Source organism: Herbiconiux sp. A18JL235 (assembly GCF_040939305.1).
Lineage (GTDB): Bacteria > Actinomycetota > Actinomycetes > Actinomycetales > Microbacteriaceae > Herbiconiux.
In genome coordinates this window covers 1,591,117-1,606,831 of sequence record NZ_CP162511.1, presented here as the reverse complement: position 1 = coordinate 1,606,831, position 15,715 = coordinate 1,591,117, and the positions used below count along the sequence as shown (strand labels likewise).

Annotated in this window: 14 protein-coding genes and 1 tRNA gene; 4 read left to right on the top strand and 11 right to left on the bottom strand. The window is 71.4% G+C overall.

Annotated features, from left to right (window positions below):
- Window positions 1–185: 185 nt before the first annotated feature.
- Window positions 186–1,373 carry a winged helix-turn-helix domain-containing protein gene (locus ABFY20_RS07415; RefSeq protein ID WP_368499302.1) on the top strand — a complete coding sequence of 396 codons (1,188 nt, stop codon included), beginning with the start codon at window positions 186–188 and terminating at the stop codon, window positions 1,371–1,373.
- Between the two features lie 395 nt (window positions 1,374–1,768).
- Here the strand turns inward: ABFY20_RS07415 and ABFY20_RS07410 are convergent, their stop codons facing one another.
- The 7 genes from ABFY20_RS07410 to ABFY20_RS07380 all read right to left on the bottom strand — a co-directional run bounded on the left by ABFY20_RS07410 (window position 1,769) and on the right by ABFY20_RS07380 (window position 9,303).
- A complete protein-coding gene (locus tag ABFY20_RS07410) occupies window positions 1,769–2,641 on the bottom strand; it encodes a M48 family metallopeptidase (RefSeq protein WP_368499301.1) in 873 nt (290 codons plus the stop codon).
- A gap of 26 nt (window positions 2,642–2,667) precedes the next feature.
- Entirely contained in the window at window positions 2,668–3,234 is a 567-nt protein-coding gene (locus tag ABFY20_RS07405) for a LemA family protein (protein ID WP_368499300.1), read from the bottom strand.
- A 76-nt stretch (window positions 3,235–3,310) separates the two neighbouring features.
- A complete protein-coding gene (locus tag ABFY20_RS07400) occupies window positions 3,311–4,798 on the bottom strand; it encodes a GH1 family beta-glucosidase (RefSeq protein WP_368499299.1) in 1,488 nt (495 codons plus the stop codon).
- Window positions 4,798–6,111 (bottom strand): D-arabinono-1,4-lactone oxidase, encoded by a 1,314-nt coding sequence (locus tag ABFY20_RS07395; protein ID WP_368499298.1) that lies wholly within the window; start codon window positions 6,109–6,111, stop codon window positions 4,798–4,800. Before ABFY20_RS07395 ends, ABFY20_RS07400 begins: the two co-directional genes overlap by 1 nt.
- Window positions 6,108–7,361, bottom strand: a complete 1,254-nt coding sequence (locus ABFY20_RS07390; RefSeq protein ID WP_368499747.1) for an alanine racemase — start codon at window positions 7,359–7,361, stop codon at window positions 6,108–6,110. The genes ABFY20_RS07395 and ABFY20_RS07390 overlap by 4 nt, the downstream gene beginning before the upstream one ends.
- Before the next feature lie 2 nt (window positions 7,362–7,363).
- A complete protein-coding gene (locus tag ABFY20_RS07385) occupies window positions 7,364–8,656 on the bottom strand; it encodes an MFS transporter (RefSeq protein ID WP_368499297.1) in 1,293 nt (430 codons plus the stop codon).
- On the bottom strand, window positions 8,653–9,303 hold the full coding sequence (locus ABFY20_RS07380; RefSeq protein WP_368499296.1) for a TetR/AcrR family transcriptional regulator: 651 nt from the start codon (window positions 9,301–9,303) through the stop codon (window positions 8,653–8,655). Before ABFY20_RS07380 ends, ABFY20_RS07385 begins: the two co-directional genes overlap by 4 nt.
- Window positions 9,304–9,492: 189 nt before the next feature.
- Here ABFY20_RS07380 and ABFY20_RS07375 point away from each other — a divergent pair, with 189 nt between their 5' ends.
- Window positions 9,493–11,904, top strand: a complete 2,412-nt coding sequence (locus ABFY20_RS07375; RefSeq protein WP_368499295.1) for an Ig-like domain-containing protein — start codon at window positions 9,493–9,495, stop codon at window positions 11,902–11,904.
- A 55-nt stretch (window positions 11,905–11,959) separates the two neighbouring features.
- On the top strand, window positions 11,960–12,565 hold the full coding sequence (locus ABFY20_RS07370; protein WP_368499294.1) for a flavin reductase family protein: 606 nt from the start codon (window positions 11,960–11,962) through the stop codon (window positions 12,563–12,565).
- Window positions 12,566–12,576: 11 nt separating this feature from the next.
- Here ABFY20_RS07370 and ABFY20_RS07365 read toward each other — a convergent pair whose 3' ends face one another.
- Both ABFY20_RS07365 and ABFY20_RS07360 read right to left on the bottom strand, forming a co-directional pair.
- Window positions 12,577–12,927 (bottom strand): hypothetical protein, encoded by a 351-nt coding sequence (locus ABFY20_RS07365; protein ID WP_368499293.1) that lies wholly within the window; start codon window positions 12,925–12,927, stop codon window positions 12,577–12,579.
- A 126-nt stretch (window positions 12,928–13,053) separates the two neighbouring features.
- Entirely contained in the window at window positions 13,054–13,410 is a 357-nt protein-coding gene (locus ABFY20_RS07360; RefSeq protein ID WP_368499292.1) for a hypothetical protein, read from the bottom strand.
- A 193-nt stretch (window positions 13,411–13,603) separates the two neighbouring features.
- On the opposite strand from ABFY20_RS07360, the gene ABFY20_RS07355 reads away from it, so the two are divergent.
- A complete protein-coding gene (locus tag ABFY20_RS07355; RefSeq protein WP_368499291.1) occupies window positions 13,604–13,747 on the top strand; it encodes a hypothetical protein in 144 nt (47 codons plus the stop codon).
- A 185-nt stretch (window positions 13,748–13,932) separates the two neighbouring features.
- Here ABFY20_RS07355 and ABFY20_RS07350 read toward each other — a convergent pair.
- Both ABFY20_RS07350 and ABFY20_RS07345 read right to left on the bottom strand, forming a co-directional pair.
- Window positions 13,933–14,006 (bottom strand) — tRNA-Leu (locus ABFY20_RS07350).
- 107 nt (window positions 14,007–14,113) lie between these two features.
- Window positions 14,114–15,673, bottom strand: coding sequence for an NAD(P)/FAD-dependent oxidoreductase (locus ABFY20_RS07345; protein WP_368499290.1), 1,560 nt, complete (start codon window positions 15,671–15,673; stop codon window positions 14,114–14,116).
- Window positions 15,674–15,715: the final 42 nt, after the last annotated feature.

The following is a 15,715-nucleotide window of genomic DNA, read 5'->3' as shown; positions in this document are numbered from 1 at the left end:
CTGTTCTGTGCCGTCGGGCCGACTCCTGCACGGTAGGGGTGGCGAAAGGCGCGTCGCCGACGGGGTCGTGAACCGTGCGTGAACGACGGGTGTCTGCGCGCTGCACCGCGCATCCGTGCCGGTACCGCCCGTGACCTGGCTGGGGCGTCGTGCCGCTGTCGGAGGTGCTCGCTAGGCTCGCCTCGATGGTCGAGACGATTTCTCCCGCGTTGGCGCGGCGTGTGGCACTGGCGGCGCAGGGCTTCGGAAGGGTTCCGGATGCTCGGCCCGGCACCCGCCAGTTCAACCTGCTGCTGAGGCGGCTGGGGCTGCTGCAGATCGACTCCGTGAACGTCTACGAGCGCAGCCACTACCAGCCGGTGTTCGCCCGGCTCGGCGAGTACGACAAAGCGGTGCTCGACAAGCTGACCTACGGCAGGGGCGTGACGGAGTACTGGGCGCACGAGGCATCCTTCCTGCCGGTCGAGACGCTTCCGCTGATGGACTGGCGGAAGGCCGACTACCGCGAGTGGTACCGCACCCACCCCGAGTCATGGGGGGCCTCGAACGAGAAGACGATCGAATGGCTGCGCGCCGAGCTCGCCGAGAAGGGGCCGCTGCGCGCGAGCGAGATCGAGCACGAGTCGAACGTGCGGCAGGGGCCCTGGTGGGGGTGGTCAGACGTCAAGCGCGGGCTCGAGACGATGTTCCGCCGGGGCGACGTGGTGTCGGCGGGGCGCACGCGCTTCGAACGGGTCTACGCGCTGCCCGAGCAGGTGCTGCCGGCCGAGGTGCTGAACGCCTCGGTGTCGCGCGAGGATGCGATCGCCGAGCTGATGTCGATCTCGGCGCGGGCGCACGGCATCGGCACGCTCACCGACCTCGCCGACTACTTCCGCCTGAAACGCGTCGACGCGCAGCCCGCGATCGACCGGTTGGTCGAGTCGGGCGAGCTGCTGCCCGTCACCGTGCCGGGGTGGGGGAAGCCCGCCTGGCTGCACCGCGACGCCCGCCTCCCGCGGCGCGTGGAGACCGCGGCACTGCTCTCGCCGTTCGACCCCGTCGTCTGGGAGCGCGCCCGGGCGCTGCGCCTGTTCGGCCTGCACTACCGCATCGAGATCTACACCCCCGCGCCCAAGCGCGTCTACGGCTACTACGTGCTGCCCGTTCTCATCGACGACCGCATCCCTGCCCGCCTCGACCTCAAGAGCGACCGCCAATCGGGAGTGCTTCGCGTGCAGTCGGCCTGGGCCGAACCCGGCCTGGTGCCCGATGACCTCCCCCGCATCGCCGCTCTCCTCCGCTCGGCCGCCACGTGGCAGGGCCTCCCCGGCGATATCGTCGTCGCCGACCGCGGCACCCTCAGCGCGGCGCTGCGCGCCGAGCTGGGCTAGCTGCGGTGCTAGCTGCCGGCGGGGCCGTGCTGCGCGCGGCTCCGCCGGGGCGCGCCGCCGCTTCTGCGGCGCGCCGCGACATGTGAGTGTGCGGTCGCTGACGCGGCCGCGCACTCACCGTGGGTCGTCGACAAGGGCCCGTTGCGTCCCGCCCGCCACTCGTGTCAGGGCGCGGTGGCGTGTCCCACCCCCACGCTGGTCGCGCGAATGGTCCTCATTCCCGGGGATGGGAGCATTTTGAGCGCCCAACGCGTGTTGCGGGCTGCCTTCACGGGCCACACCCCTCGCACCAGTGCCACACGCTGGGGCAGAGGGGGATCATCCACCCTCGAGTTGGTCGCGCAGATGGTCGCCATTCCCGGGGATGGGAGCACTTTGAGCGACCAACGCAGGAGCTAGAAGCTGCCGCCCATTTTGTGGAGGCGCTCGACGCGGTCGGGGATGGGCGGGTGGGTGGAGAAGAGACGGTCGATGATGCCGGGCTTGTTCGGGTCGGCGATCCACATGTGCGACATGGAGGTCGACTGGCGCTGCATGGGCCGGCCGTAGGCGGCGAGCTTCTCTAGGGCGCTGGCGAGGGCCTCGGGGTGGCGGGTGGTGAGGGCGCCGGTGGCGTCGGCGAGGTACTCGCGCTGGCGCGAGACGGCGAGCTGCACCACGGTCGCGACGAGTGGTGCCACCAGGATGGCGACCAGCCCGAACACCATGACGATCGGGTTCGAGTTGTTGTTGTTGCGGCCGAAGAACGCCATGCGCAGGAACATGTCGGCGATGAAGCCGACGGCGACGACGAGCCCGAACACGATCATCGACACCCGGATGTCGTAGTTGCGCACGTGCCCGATCTCGTGGGCCATGACGCCCTCGAGCTCCGCGTCGTCCATGATGGCGAGGAGGCCGGTGGTGGCCGCGACCACCGCGTGCTCGGGGTCGCGCCCCGTGGCGAAGGCGTTCGGTGCCGGGTCGTCGATGATGTAGACCTTCGGCATGGGCGTGCCGGTGGTGATGGAGAGGTTCTCGACGACGCGGTACAGCCTCGGGTTGTCGCGCTTCTCGATCTGCCGCGCGCCGCTCATGGCGAGCGCCTGGCCGGAGGCCGCGAAGTATTGGATGAGCGCGTAGCCGATCGACACCACGATCGTGATGACGACGATCGACAGGTTGCCGTAGATGTAGCTCGCCAGGTAGCCCAGCCCGCCGATGATCAGCAGGAACAGGATGATGATGAAGACCGTGTTGCGCTTGTTCTTCGCGATCGCGGAATACATGGAACCCTAGTCAGGCGGGCGACGCGTCAGAACTGCACGCGCGGCGGCTCGGCGATGGCCGCGACGTCGGAGACCTCGAAGAACTCGCGCTCGGAGAAGCCCAGCTGGCGCGCGAAGATGTTGTTCGGGAAGACCTTGATCTTGGTGTTGAGCTCGCGCACACCGCCGTTGTAGAACCGGCGCGAGGCCTGCACCTTGTCTTCGGTGTCGACGATCTCGGCCTGCAGCTGCAGGAAGTTCTGGCTCGCCTGGAGCTGCGGGTAGGCCTCGGCGACCGCGAAGATCGACTTGAGCGCGTTCTGCATGTGGTTCTCGGCGACGGATGCTTCGGCCGGCCCCTGCGCGGAGAGCGTCTCGGCGCGTGCCTTGGTGACGTTCTCGAACACGGCCTTCTCGTGCGCCGCGTAGCCCTTCACCGACTCGATGAGGTTGGGCAGCAGGTCGGCACGACGCTTCAGCTGAACGGTGATGTCGCTCCAGGCCTCGTCGACGCGCACGTTCAGCGTGACCAGCGAGTTGTAGGTCGCCCAGAGGTAGATGCCGATGATCGCAACGATCACGACGACGATGATTACCGGGATCAGCCATTCCATGGCTCAACTATATCGAGTGACGCTCACGCGGTCACGAGCGGCGGGCAGCCTCACAGCAAGCCGCTCTCGACAGCTGTCAGCGCGACTCGGCGAGGAGTCTCAGCCATCGGTACGAGTCTTTCGGCGTGCGCGTGAAGTCGGCGAAGTCGACGTGCACCAGCCCGAAGCGCTGACTGTACCCGGCGGCCCACTCGAAGTTGTCGAGCAGCGACCACACGTAGTAGCCGACGACCTCCACCGATGACGCCGAACCCGCCGCGCCCGAACCCGACCCCGCCGCCCCCAGCAGCGCGTCGAGGTGCCGCGCCAGGTAGTCGATGCGCGACCCGTCGTGCACCTGGGCCTCACCCGTCTCCGGATGCAGCTCGACCGCGTCCGGGAAGCTCGCCCCGTTCTCGGTGATGACTACGGGCGGCAGCAGCGAGCCGTAGCGCTCCCCCAGCTCGGCGAGCGTCGTGACGAAGAACTCAGGGGCGATGGGCCAGCCGAACCCGGTGCGCGGGTACTCCGGCCAGTCGGCGAGGTGGAACGGCAGCGACGCCATCGCCGACGACTCGCCGTCGGGGGTCGCCGCCGTCCCCGATCCGGCGGCGATGCGCGTGGGCATGTAGTAGTTGAGGCCGTAGAAGTCGAGCGGTTGGGCGATGAGCGCCAGGTCGGCGGGGTCGACCTCGGCGAGGGCGGTGAACAGCGCCTCGAAGCCCTCGGGCGGCTGCGGGTAGTGCCCGAGCAGCACCGGGTCGGCGAAGACGCGGTTGTGCAGCACGTCGAACAGCTGCGCGAACACGGCGTCGGCCTCGGCCGAGGGCCCGGAGTCGGTGGCCGGCACCACGGGCGTGTGCACGTTCACGATGCCCACCCCACCGCGCACCCCGGCCGCCCTGAGGGCCTGCACGCCGAGGCCGTGGGCGAGCAGCTGGTGGTGGGCGGCGGGCAGCGCGTTGAACAGGCGGGCGGCGCCCGGGGCGTGCAGCCCCAGCGCGTAGCCCTCGAGCGTCACCGTGGCGGGTTCGTTGACCGTTGCCCACTGGGTGACCCGGTCGCCGAAGCGCTCCCCCATGGCGTGGGCGAAGTCGCCGAAGCGCAGGGCGGTGTCGCGCGAGAACCAGCCCCCGGTGAGCGCCGTGGGCGTGTCCCAGTGGTAGAGCGTGGCGAGCGAGCGGATGCCCGCGGTCTCGAGCTCGTCGAGCAGCCGCTCGTAGAAGTCGACGCCCTCCCGGCGCAGCGCGCCCTTGCCCTCGGGCTGCAACCGGGGCCAGGCGAACGAGAAGCGGTAGGAGTCGACCCCGAGGTCGCGCACGAGCGCCACGTCTTCGGGGAAGCGGTGGTAGTGGTCGGTCGCCCGATCGGCCGTCGCGCCGCCGAGGATGCGTCCGGGTTGCGCCGAGAACGCGTCCCACGCCGACTCCCCGCGCCCGCCCTCGTGGGTCGCCCCCTCGATCTGGAAGGCGCTCGTGGCGACGCCCAGGGTGAACCCCTCGGGCAGCCTCGCGCCGAGCTCGCGGGCAAGCTCCCTGCGTTCTTCGGGGCTCATCGCGCCGGAGCGCGCATCCGTGCCGGCCATCAGGCGCCCAGCACGCGATCGAGGTAGTCGTTGGCGAACAGTCGTTCGGGGTCGAGCCTGTCACGCAGCGCGACGAAGTCGGCATGGTGCGGGTACAGCTCGGCGAGCGCCGCCGCGTCGCGGGTGTGCAGCTTGCCCCAGTGCGGCCGGCCGGCGTGCGTCGTCATGATCTCCTCGACTGCTTCGAAGTACTCCTCGTGATTCTCCCTGAAGTAGCGGTGCACCGCGATGTATCCGCTCGGCCGGCCGGAGGCGGTGGAGAGCCAGAGGTCGTCGGCGGCGGCGAAGCGCACCTCGACGGGGAACGAGATGCGCCACCCGCGCGAGTCGATGAGCCGATCGACCTCGGCGAGCGCCTCGGGGACGTCGGCCGCCGGGAGCGCGTACTCCATCTCGCGGAACCGCACGGTGCGCTTGGTGGCGAACACGCGGTGCGAGGCGTCGGAGAACGAGCGGTCGCCCCACAGCCGCTCGGCGAGCGAGTTCACGGCGGGCACGATGGCGGGTGCCACCGAGCCCGCGGCGCAGGTGACCCGGTAGACGCCGTTGGCCATGAAGGTGTCGTCGACGAAGCTGCGCAGCGGATGCAGGGGCCGGGTCGGCGACGCGGAGTCGCGCCGCATGTTGGTCTTCGTGACCGCGGTGCGCGTGCCCGGGAACCAGTAGAACTCGAAGTGATCGCAGCCGTCGACGTGGGAGTCGAGCCCGGCGAGCACGCCGTCGAGGGGCAGTGGCTTCTCGACGGCCTCGAGCACGAAGGCGGGCACGCACTGCAGCGTGATCTCGACCAGGATGCCGAGGGCGCCGAGCCCCAGGGCGACCGCGGGGAGCAGCTCGGGCTGGTGCTCCTCGTCGACGGTGAGCAGCTCGCCATCGGCGGTGACCATGGTGGCCCCGACCACCTGGGTGGAGATGCCACCGAACCGAGCGCCGGTGCCGTGGGTTCCGGTCGAGATGGCGCCCGCGATCGACTGCCGGTCGATGTCGCCCATGTTGGTGAGCGCGAGCCCGTGCGGCTTCAGCAGGGCGGGCAGCTGGAACAGCCTGGTGCCGGCGAGGAGGGTCACCCGGGCGCGCTCGCGGTCGACGCTCACGATGCCGCTCAGCTCGTCGAGGTCGAGCAGCACACCGGTGGCGACGGCGATGCCGGTGAAGCTGTGGCCGGCGCCCACCGCCTTGATGCGGGTACCCGACCGCGCGGCTCCTTTCACGGCTCGCTGCACGGCGCCGATGGTGGCGGGCCTCTCGACGCGTTCGGGCGTGACCTTCTGGGTGCGCGCCCAGTTGCGCCAGGTTCCGTTGAGGGCGGTCACAGGAACGCCTTCCCTTCTCCTCGGTAGCTCGGCACGACGTCGACGACCTCGCCGTCCTGCACGAGCTGGAACTCGTTCACGTGCTCGGAGAGCTCGCCCGACTTGGTGTGCCGCAGCCACACGCGGTCGCCCACGCCCAGGGCCGCAGCACCCCTGCCCGAGAGAGGGGTCTGCACCTCCCCCGCCATCTCGCGCGCCTGCATGCGGGTGTTTCGGGGCCACACCACCTCAGGCAGCCGGTCGGGGCCGGGAGGGCCGGATGCGATCCACCCGCCGCCGAGGAGGGTCGCCATGTCGGGGGTCGGCTTCCGCACCACTGAGAGGGCGAAAGCTGCCGCAGGGGCCGGGCGGAAGCGCGAATAGGTGTCGAAGAGGTGGCCGCCGAACAAGCCGCTGCCGGCGGCGATCTCGGTGACGGAGGGGTCGTGCGAGGTCGACTCGAGCGACCCGGTGCCTCCGCCGTTCACGAACTCGAGCGGAGCGATACGCCGCACCGCCTGGACGGCGGCGCCGCGCCGCTCGGCCAACTCGGCGGCCGAGGCCCGCTGCATCCGCTCGATCACGCGCCCCATCACGGCGCCCTTGAGGCTGCCGCGGCCCGGACGGTCGCCCACCCCGGCGATCTGCGACTCGTACGCCATCATGCCCACCAGCGCGTAACCCGGGCGCGCCACCACCTCGCGCGCGAGCGCCGCAGCCTGCTCGGCCGTCGACACGGGCGACCGCCACACCCCGAGCCGGCCGAGCCCAGGCGCAGTGAACGCCGCGTCGAGCTCGAGGGCGACCCGGATGGGTGCGGCCCGGCGCGCGGCGGGCGCGGCGAGGTCGATGAGGTCGAGGTGCTCGACCGAGTCGATCATGAGGGTCACCCGCGCGAGCAGACGCTCGTCGGCGGCGAGACGCGCGATCGCCCCGCGGTCGACGCTCGGGTAGCCGACGACGACGTCGTCGACGGTCTCCCCGAGCCAGAGCGCCTCGGGGAGGGTGTAGGCGAGAACCCCCGCGTACCCCGGAAGGGCGAGCAGAGCATCCTGCACCGCGCGCACCCTGATCGACTTGCTGGCGACCCGGATGGGGCGGCCGCCCGCCCGGCGCAGCATCGACAGCGCGTTGTGGGCCATCGCCTCGGCGCCGATGACGGCGAGCGGCGGATCGAGTCGCGCGGTCGCCTCGGTGAGCCCACGCCAGTAGCGCTGCTCGTCGCGCCAGAGCGCGGGTGCCGACTCCGCGGCCTCGAGGTCGATCGTGATGGTCACCGCACACTCCTCACCCGGGACACCGCGACGGCGCCCGCGAAACCGAACAGCGCCGACACCAGGAACAGCGCCGGGAATCCGCCCAGCCAGCTCACCACGGCCGCCCCGAGCAGCGGGGCGACGGCCTGCGGCACGGCGGTGGCGATGTTCATGATGCCGAGGTCTTTGCCCCGCGACGCCGGGTCGGGAAGCACCTGCGTGGCGAGCGCCTGGTCGACCGAGAGGAAGCAGCCGTAGCCGAGGCCGAGCAGCGCCGCCGCCACCATCGTGACGGTGAGCTCGGGCACGAAGGCGAGCAGCAGCGCGGCGAGCGCCTGCAGCACCGCGGCCACCAGAACGAAGGCGCGACGCCTGGCGAGCCGGTCGGAGAGCGCGCCCGCGCCGATCGAGGCGACCACCACGAACACCGTGTAGATGACGATGAGCAGGAGCAGGTCGTCTTCGGCGTTCGGGTCGTTCAGGCCGAACATCAGGAAGTACAGCAGCAGGGTCGTGCCGAGCGCGTTGCCGATGTTCACCAGGATGCGGCTGAGCAGCGTGAAGCCGAAGTCCGGATGCTCGCGCGGGCTCACCCACATGCCCTCCACGAGAGCGCGGAAGGTCAGCGGCGGCCGGTCGGCCGGGTCGAGCCGTGCATCCGGCATGGTGAGGCAGAACGGGGCCACGAGCACGACGAGGAGCACCGCCATGGCCGTGTAGCCGAGGAACTGGCCGGTGAAGAGCGTTGTCGCGAGCAGCACGCCGAGGATGAGGCCCACCGCCTGCGGCGCCGAGATGAAGCTCGATACGAAGCCGCGCTGGTTCACCGGCACCTGGTCGGAGATGGCGGCGGTGAGGGCCGAGGAGAGCACGCAGAAGCCGATGATGGCGAGGGTCCACCAGAGTCCCACCCCGACGAGGTCGCTTTGGAGGCCCAGAACGAAGAGGGCCACGGCGAACAGGGCGCCGCCGCCCGCGATCCACGGGCGCCGGCGGCCGAAGCGCGAGGTGGTGCGATCGGAGAGCGCGCCGGTGAGCGGGAAGGCCAGCAGCGCGAACACGCCGGCGATCGCCGAGATGATGCCGAAGGCGACGACCGAGTCGGTCCAGTGACCGCTCGCCGTGGAGAGGCTGAGGCGGTCTTCGATCTGCACCGGGAGGAGGAGTTGCACGGGGGTGAGCTGCGCCATCCAGATGCCGAGCCAGGCGGTGCCGAACAGGGCGATCCAGGCGCCGCCGACCCGGCGTACCGGTTCGGCGAGGGCCGCCGGCGCGGCGGTGGCGCCGGCGGCGTCGGCATCGGCGCTCATCGGGCTCCTCCCGTAGCGCCGCTGACGGAGGCCACGGGCACGGGCGCGTCGCCATCGGTCTGCGCCTCCGCCGCCAGGGCGCGGGCGGCGAAGGCGAGCCCGGCGAGAGCCCGCTCGTCGTCGCCGTCGGCGAGCCACGCCAGGGTGACACCGTCGGTGAGAGCGACCAGCCACCCCGACACCCGGTCGACCGGTACCTGCCAGCGGGCGCCCGTGCGGCGCGAGGCCTCCTCGAGCGAGCGGCGCGCGAGGCGGCGGTAGCGTTCGTATTGCCGCTCGGCGACGGGGGCGAGGCCCGGAGTGCGGAGCGCGTACTGGGTGAGCTCGAACAGGGCGCGCTCCCTCAACGGGTCGCGGCGCACGCCGTCGAAGTAACGCACGAGCCCGTGGTGGAGCACCTCGACGAGGGAACTGCCGGGGGCGGCGGCGATCTCGAGCACCTCCTGCTGGGTGTCGAGCACGGCGTCGACGAGCTCGGCGAGAAGCTCCTCCCGCGACGCGAACGCGTAGTGGAAGCTGGCGAGCTTCATGCCCGCCTCCTCCACCACGGCGCGGGTGGTGGCTCCCGACACGCCCGACCGGGCGATGACGGCGAAGGCGGCCTCGAGCAGTCGCGCTCGGCGCTCGGCGACGGGTAGGCGGGCCATGCTTCCTCCTCGATCTCGGTGAGGTGGTGCGTCGGAGCTGCGGGTGAGAGACGGCGACTGGGTCGTCTGACCCAGTCGCGCCAGTATGGCGCACGACGACCGCTCTTGTACACGGTGCTCTCCGAATCCCGCACGAAACTGTGCCCTGGGACTTGGATTCGGGCACCGTTTCGTGTTGGAGTGGGGTAGGTGTCGGATTCGCGGAGCGTGTGGGGTCGAGCGCCGTCGCGACCGAGTGACGGCGTCGCCGGGCGATCCCGCAGCCGGGCGAAGCGTCCCCGTGCGGCGGTCGCCGCAGGTCTGGCGGGCCTCGCCCTCATCGGCATGACGCTCGTCGGCACGGGGCTCGGTGCCTCACCCGCCGCGGCGACGACGGCACCCACGCCCTCCGCGGCACCGAGCCCCGAGACCACGCCGACACCCGCACCCACGGCCGCCCCCGAGCCCTCCCGCACCCCCGTCACGCCGACCGACCCACCCGGGTCGACGCCGCCGCCCACCGATCCGGGCGGCCCCGGCACCCCCACCCCGCCGCCGCCCTCACCGGTCGAAGCGACTCCCCCGGTCATCGTCGCCCCCGCCCCGGGCGAGCTGCTCGACGGCTCCGTGGAGGCCCTCGGTGAGGCGACGCCCGGGGCGACCGTGCAGATCCTGCTGGCCGGAGCATCCGAACCCTTCTGCATCGTCGAGGTGCCCGCCTCGGGCGCCTGGTCGTGCACGATCGAGGGGCTGGAGAGCGCGAGCTCGACGACCCTGCGCGCCGTCGAGATCGCCGAGGGGTCGACGGCTGAGTCGGGCGTGCAGGTGCGCGTTCTCACCGCGCCCGTCGTCACGGGAGGCCCGCGCGGCCCCCTCACCAACGCCGTGGTGCAGGGCACCGCCTACCCGGGCGCCACCGTCACCGCCACCACGGGGGCCTTCGACTGCACGGGCACCGCCGACTCCTCGGGCGCGTGGATCTGTCCGCTCGACCCGGCCATCACCGACGGCCCGTATTCGGTGACCGCGACGCAGACCACCTCGTGGAGCGAGGGTGCCTCCTCCCCCGCCGGGCCCGCCGTCGACATCGAGGTCGACGTGACGGTGCCCGAGGCACCCGTGGTGCTGTCGCCCGCGGCGGGGGCGCGACTCCCCGTCTCCGGCGCCCTGTTCTCGGGCACCGGAGAGAACGGCGCCACCGTGACGGTGTTCGCCGCGGCCGAGGTGCTCTGCGACGCGACCGTCGCCGACTCACGCTGGTCGTGCACCGGCTCGCCGCTCGCCGCCGGTCGCTACGCCGTCGCCGTGCTGCAGCAGGATGCGGCGGGCAACGTGAGCGTGCAATCGGGCCCGCTGGCTGTCGTGTTCGGCGCGCCGTCCCCCTCCGCCACACCCCGGCCCACACCGGGTGCGACCGTGCCCTCCGCGCCCTCGGCGAGCGGTTCGCCCACCACGCCGCCCGCTCCGGGAACCGACGACGGCGCGACCGGTGCTCCCTCTCCCTCCGACGGAGCTCCGGGCGCCGACGGAAACGGGGACGGAGGAGGAAGCGACGCACCGGACGGCACCTCCCCGACCCAGGTCTCCCCGGGCGACGGAGGCAGCTGGGCCGACGGCACACGATTCACCACCGCGCTCCAGCCTGTGCTCGGCGCGGGCGCCTGGTGGTGGGTGGCCCTCGTCGTGGCCGCCCTCGTGCTGCTGCTCGTCGCGCTGCCGGCCCGCCTGCTCGCCGGCACCGTGGGAGCCCTCTCCGCACCGCTCGCCGAGGGATCGACCCGCCGACGGATGCTCGCCCGCCTCACCGGGCGCAACCGCACCCCGGTGCAGGAGTACGACGAGGCCCCCCGCATCGCGCTCGGCCGGCCGGCACGTGCAGCCCTCGCCGTGGTCGCTTCGGCGGCGCTCGTCACCCTCTCGGCACCGGTCTTCGGCGAACCGGCCTACCTGCGCCTGTTCCTGTCGGCGGTCCTCGCCGTGGCCCTCCTCAGCGCCGCGGCCACCGTCGTTCCCGCACTCCTCGCCCGCCGCCTCCTGGGCGTCTCCGCGCACGTCGCGATCGAACCGCGACTGCTGTTCGTCTCGGCCGGCTTCGCCCTTGTTTCGAGACTCGCCGACCTCGACACCGCGCTCGTGTTCGGGCTCGTCGCGAGCGTCGCTCTCACGGCTCCCGTGAGTCGCGCAGCGCGCGGCATCGTCGCCGCCCTGCAAGTGGGGGCGCTTCTCGCCACGGGTGCCGGCGCGTGGCTGCTGGCCCGAGCGGCCGGCCCGGCAGGCGTCGACGCTGTCGGCGGCCCGACGGGGGTCGTCGCGGCGGCAGGGTCGGAGCTCACCACCATCGTGGTGCTCGGTGCCTTCGGCGCAGCATCCGCCGTTCTGCTGCCGTTCGGCGGGTCGGTCGGGCGACGCATCGTCGACTGGTCGCCGCTCGTCTGGGTGGCGCTCACGCTCGGCTCCTTCGCCGGACTCGCCCTCGCCTTCGCACCGGCTCTGGCCCGGGGAGCGCAGAACGGTGGACTGACGGTGCTCGTGGTGACGGCGATCGGGTTCGCCGTGGTGAGTGTCTCGGCCTGGGCCTGGACGCGCTTCGTCGTACCCGAGGCCGAGGACGAGGAGGGATGACGCCCCGTTACGGGCGGGCGACCGGCGGCAGGTGAGCACGACCTACACTCGAACCATGAGTGCGAAATCCGAGTCCGACCGACGCTTCGAGCCCAAGTCGACGCCTGCCGGCGAGGTTCTCCAGCACACCGCGGGCGCGACCACGGTCACGCCCGAGCAGTTCAAAGCGGCGTTCCGCAACCACCCCGCCGGTGTCGCCGTCATCACCGCCGACGCGGGAGACGGCCCGGTCGCACTCACCGCCACCTCGGTGTTCTCGGTGAGCGCCGAGCCGCCGCTGCTCGTCTTCTCGGTGTCGGAGCTCTCGTCGAGCACCCCCACCATCAAGCGGGCCGACACGGTCGTGGTGCACCTGCTCGGCGCCGGTCAGCTCGACATCGCGAAGCTCGGCGCCACGAGCGGCATCGATCGCTTCGCCGACACGTCCATCTGGAAGCGGCTGCCCACGGGTGAGGCGTACTTTCCCGCTGCGCACGCGTGGATCCGCGGGCGGGTCGTCAACAAGATGGAGGCCGGAGGGTCGACCGTGGTCGCCGTGCAGGCGCTCGAGATCCACGCGCCGCCCGCGGGAGACCCCGCCGCCGACGCCTCGACGGCCGAGCCGCTGGTGTACCACAACCGCACCTGGCACCGGCTCGGCGATCACTCGAAGATCGGCTGACGCATCCGGGCTCACCCCGCGATGAGCTCGATAGCCTCTTCGAAGGTCGCCACGGGGGTCATGAGCGACGTGACGTCAGGGGCGAGCTCGGAGGGGGCGCCCGCACTGCGCACGACGATCACACGCGCGTCGGCGAGGCGGCAGACCCTGATCTTGTAGTTGATCGAGACGCGCTCGCCCGGCCGTTGTTCGACGATCATCACATCGGTGGGGAACGCAGGACTCGTGAGCATCTGACCGAGCGACTCCGCGGCGATCCGCAGCTCCAGCCCGGGCACCGCCTCGAGAGCCGCGCTCTTGACCGCGAGTGACCGCGGATCGGCATCGAACACGCCGACGGTCGTGTGCGTGGCACCGCTCATCTGGAATCTCCCCACAGCGCACCCTTGCGCCGGTTCATCTTCGACCCTACCCAGTTCGCCCGGTTCCGCCCACGTCGCTCGCGGAACCGGGCGGAAACCGGGCGGGATGCGACGCAGAATCGATCGCTACTCGATGCAGGCCATGGCATCCTGGACGGCCGGTGAACCGGTGTCGACGTCGCCGGCCGTGAACACTGAGTACTCGCCGGCCGTCTCCCCCACCGAGGTCAGCGTGACGGGTTGCTCGACCGTGGGGTCGTCCCCCGTCCACCACACGGCCTCGAGCGCGCCGGCGGCGTCCGAGGTGGTGAAGGTCGCGGTGACGAACCAGCCGCCCTTCCCGTCGGACATCGCGGCGATGGCGTTCATCGCCGCATCCGGGCGCGCATCGGTGAGACCCTGCTGCACGAGATCCATCGCGGTGCGGCTCACACTGGTGCACGGCTGAGGCGGCAGCGGCGGCGCGGTCGCCGCGGTCTGCATCGACGGCACCCCCACATGCGCACACCCCGCCAACAGCACGACAAGAAGTGCCGTGGCCACCCCAACTGGCACCGAAGAACGTCTTGACATACGCCCACCGTGCACCCGCGCGACAGTGCTGACAAGCCCTCGCCAGAGACGCCGTTCGGGCGTAGGAAGGAGAGTTCACGTTCCCCCGCCCGAAGGAGCAATCATGAGCGACGAGAAGAAGCCGGACACCGACGAGGCGAACCTCGGCAAGGACGGCACCATCCCGAACTCCGACGACGGACTCGCGGTGGGCCACGACCCCGACGGATCGCACTTCAACCAGGAGGAAGAGGCCGGCGAGGAGTAGGCCGTCCGGGACGGGTCGCCGTACGCCGCGCAGCGTCAGCTCGGCGGCAGCGCCATCGCGGCGGGCCCTGTCATCGCGGCGGTGAAGTGGTAGCCCGCCTCTGGCACGAAGACCCGCACCCGCGCCGCGTCGGAAAAGTCGATGGCGGCCTGACAAAGCGGGCCGTCACCTCGGAGCGATACTCGTACCCCCACTGGGACTCGAACCCAGACTGAAACGATTTTAAGTCGTCTGCCTCTGCCGATTGGGCTATGGGGGCGGGGAGTTCATCGTAGCGGCAGCTTCTGCGGCTGGAGCCGAAACGGCGAAGCGCGCCGCGCATCCGGGCTCTGCTGAGCGGATGCGCGGCGCGCGTCGTGAGGTCGGCTACTCGCCGGCCGTCGCTGCCGCCTTGGTGCGCGGCTTCGCGGTCTTCTTCGCCTGCGCGGGCGCCGCGGCGTCGTTCTTCGGGGCCTCGGGAGCGCTGTCGGTCGCGGCGACACCGTTGACCTCGGCGGTGGCGGCCGGGGTGGAGCTGTGCGAACCGGGGAGCTCGGCGTTCGGCTGAGCAGCGGCAGCACCACCCGACGCAGCCGGAGCCGCGGCAGCAGGGGCCGCAGCGGGCGCGGCGACGCGCGGACGGGCGGCGAACTCCTCGAAGGCACGGCGCGGGTGCACGCGGGCCTCGAGCGACACGTTGTCGCGACCGAGGAAGAAGTTGTTCACCCATCCCCAGATGACGCGCAGCTTGCGCTCCCACGACGGCATCGCGAGCCCGTGGTAGCCGCGGTGGGCGAACCAGGCGGGGAGGCCCTTGATGGCGAGCTTGCCCGACTGGAACACGCCGATGCCGATACCGAGACCGGCGACCGCGCCCATGTTCTTGTGGTAGTAGTCCTTGATGCCCTCGCCACGCAGGTCGGCGACGATGTTCTTGGCCAGCAGCTTGCCCTGGCGCACGGCGTGCTGGGCGTTCGGCACGCAGTAGCCGCCGACACCGCCACCCGTGAGGTCGGGCACCGCCGACACGTCGCCGGCACCCCAGGCGCCCTCGACGATGCCGTCGTCGCCCTCGACCCGCAGGTCGGCGCGCACGCGCAGGCGCCCGCGCTCCTCGATGGGGAGGTCGGAGTTCTTGATGTCGGGCGTGGCCATGACGCCGGCCGTCCAGATGATGAGGTCGCTCTCGAAGCTCTCACCGGTCGACAGCTCGACGACGCCGCCGACAGCCGACTTGAGCTGGGTGTCGAGGTGCACGGTCGCGCCGCGCTTGGCGAGGTTGTCGATGACCCAGAGGCTCGTCGGGAGGCTGACCTCGGGCATGATGCGGCCCATGGCCTCGATGAGGTGGAAGTGGGTGTCTTCGAACCCGATCTCGGGGTAGCTCTCGATGAGCGCCGAGACGAACGAGCGCAGCTCGGCGAACACCTCGATGCCCGCGAAACCGCCGCCGACGACCACGACGGTGAGCAGACGGTCGCGCTCGGGGCCGGCGGGCAGCTGGGCCGCCTTGTCGAAGTTGGTGAGGATGCGGTCGCGGATGGCGGTCGCCTCCTCGATCGTCTTGAGGCCGATCGCCTCGTCGGCGACACCAGGGATGGGGAAGGTGCGCGAGACGGCGCCCGCGGTGACGACGATCTGGTCGTACTCCTCGTCCCACTCCTCGCCGACGTTCGCCACGATGTGCGCGGTCTTGTCGGCGTGGCTGATCTTCGTGACCTTGCCCGCGACGACGCGCGTCTTCTTGAGGTGACGACGGAGCCCGGTGACGGCGTGACGGGGCTCGATGGAGCCGGCTGCCACCTCGGGGAGGAAGGGCTGGTAGGTCATGTAGGGCAGCGGGTCGACGACAGTGACCTCGGCCTCGCCGGACCTGAGCCACTTCTCCAGCTTCCACGCGGTGTAGAACCCGGCGTAGCCGCCGCCGACAATCAGGATCTTGGGCACAGTGAAACGCTCTCCTCAGTACAGGTGGCCTGGGTACAGGCT